This is a genomic window from Ruminococcus callidus ATCC 27760, from assembly GCF_000468015.1.
Classification (GTDB): Bacteria; Bacillota; Clostridia; order Oscillospirales; family Ruminococcaceae; genus Ruminococcus_C; species Ruminococcus_C callidus.
This window is the reverse complement of the sequence record NZ_KI260360.1, coordinates 29,525-31,527: the sequence shown is the minus strand read 5'-3', so window position 1 is coordinate 31,527 and position 2,003 is coordinate 29,525. Positions and strand designations below refer to the sequence as shown.

The window sequence follows — 2,003 nt, the reverse complement described above, 5'->3', positions numbered from 1 at the left end:
TTGCAGTCGTTGCGGTTGTTGCTGTGGTGGTGTTGGTGGTAGTTGTTGTAGTTGTAGCTGTAGTTTCTGCGGTGGTGGTTGTGGTTTCGGTGGTGGTAGCAGCTGTTGTGGTTGATGTGGTGGTCTGCTCTGTGGTAGTCTGTTCTGTTGTGGATTCTGTGGTGGTCGTGGTAGTTGTTGTCGTTGTTGTGGTGGTAGTGGTGGTTGTAGTAGTCGTTGTGGTAGTTGTCATGATAGGCTGACCGGGAATCTGTTCGTTGGGATCCCAGTTATAGTGGTGTTCTGCACCACCAAGAGCACCTACACCCGGAATATCATTCCACTCCTCCTCAGAGCCTGTATAGTACACGTCCGTCAGTTTATCACAGCGGTTAAAACAAAGGGTATTGATTTTTGAGAGTCCCTTATAAAACAAAATGCTTTCCAGGCTAGTGCAGAAATAGAACGTACCGTCCTTCAAGGTCAAAACATTTTCCGGAATCGCAATAAATTTCAGAGCGGTACAGCCATAAAAAGCGTTATTTTCTATGCTCATAACGCTGTTCGGAAGATAAATGTATTCCAGTTTGCTGCACATATTGAAAATATTATCGCCGATAAAAGTGACGGAATCCGGAATAACAATACTTGTCAGTCCATCGCATTTGGCAAAGGCAGAACCGCAAATGTCGGTTACGTTCCCCGGAATTGTGATCTCTGTGAGTGCATCACAATTCTGAAATGCACCACCTCCGATTTTCTGTAGGCTGTTCGGCAATTTCACATCTTTTAAGCTGCCGCAGTTGGAAAATGTGCCGTCTGCCAATTCAGTGAATCCCTCCGGAATTTCCGCGGAAGTCAGAGAAGAACAACTGGAAAATACTTCTTTTCCTGTACTTGTCAGACCGTTCGGCAAAGTCACCTGCACCAATCCGGAACAATTATAGAATGCATTGGCACCCATACTTGTCAGACCTTCCGGAAAAGTTATCTGTTCCAATCCGGAACAACTATAGAATGCACCTTCGCCGATCGTTGTCAGACCATCCGGCAGCGATATCTGCTGTAATTTCGAACAGTTTTTGAATGCACGATACTCGATGGAAGTGACAGAATCCGGAATTTCCACAGAGGTCAAAGCAGAGCAATCCGAAAACATACTTTCGCTGATGCTTGTCAAGCCATTGGGCAAGGTCACCTGTTTCAGCTTGCTGCAAGATGCAAATACACCATTTCCTATCGTGGCAACAGAATCCGGAAGTGCCAGTTCCGTTAAAGCACTGCACTGGTTAAATGCCGATTCACCAATTTCGGTCAGATTTTCCGAAAGGGTAATGCTTGTCAATTCGTTACAGCCTGAAAAAGCAAACGTTCCGATTGTTTTTACACCATTTCCCATGTCCACACTTCTCAAATGACTACAGTCATTAAAAGCACGGCTTTCGATCGTGGTCACACTATCCGGCAATGTCACTTTCAGCAATTTGGACTTTGAGGACAATGCACGTTCTGCAATCGTTGTAACCGGCTTTCCCTCGATCTCCGACGGAACGGTGACTGAAGTCACATCATCACAGCCTGTGATAGCCACCTCTGTACTGTCGTTGATCAGTTGGTAAGTCAACCCGTCTGCAGATTCCGCACTTGCCGCAATGGACACCCGCGGCAAAGCAACCTGCACTGCCGGCAATGCTCCGACACACAAGGTCGCCGCCGTCAAAGCGGCTAAAATTTTTCCGATTTTCTTCAACTTTATTTACTCCTCTCACAAATTTTCCATGATACGAACGTATATCTTTCCAATATATATGCTAGCATTTTCTATTATACTGCAAAAAAGAAAAAGAAAGAAACGACTTTTTGAGAATATTCTGTGAATTATGAAATTTATGTTGCTGCAAATGCAAAAAACAACCCTGTACAAAGCCATAAAACAGGTTTTGTACAGGGTTGCTTTTCTTTAAGAGAGGAATATTTTTGAAAGGGATTGCCTAAGGCAATACCGCACAAAGAGCGTCTGGCGA

Annotated in this window: 1 protein-coding gene; it reads right to left on the bottom strand. The window is 44.7% G+C overall.

All coding sequences use genetic code 11. The features are described from left to right. A partial coding sequence (locus RUMCAL_RS16215) for a leucine-rich repeat domain-containing protein (RefSeq protein ID WP_021681650.1) occupies positions 1-1,729 on the bottom strand: 1,729 nt, incomplete at its 3' end. Positions 1,730-2,003 lie beyond the last annotated feature (274 nt).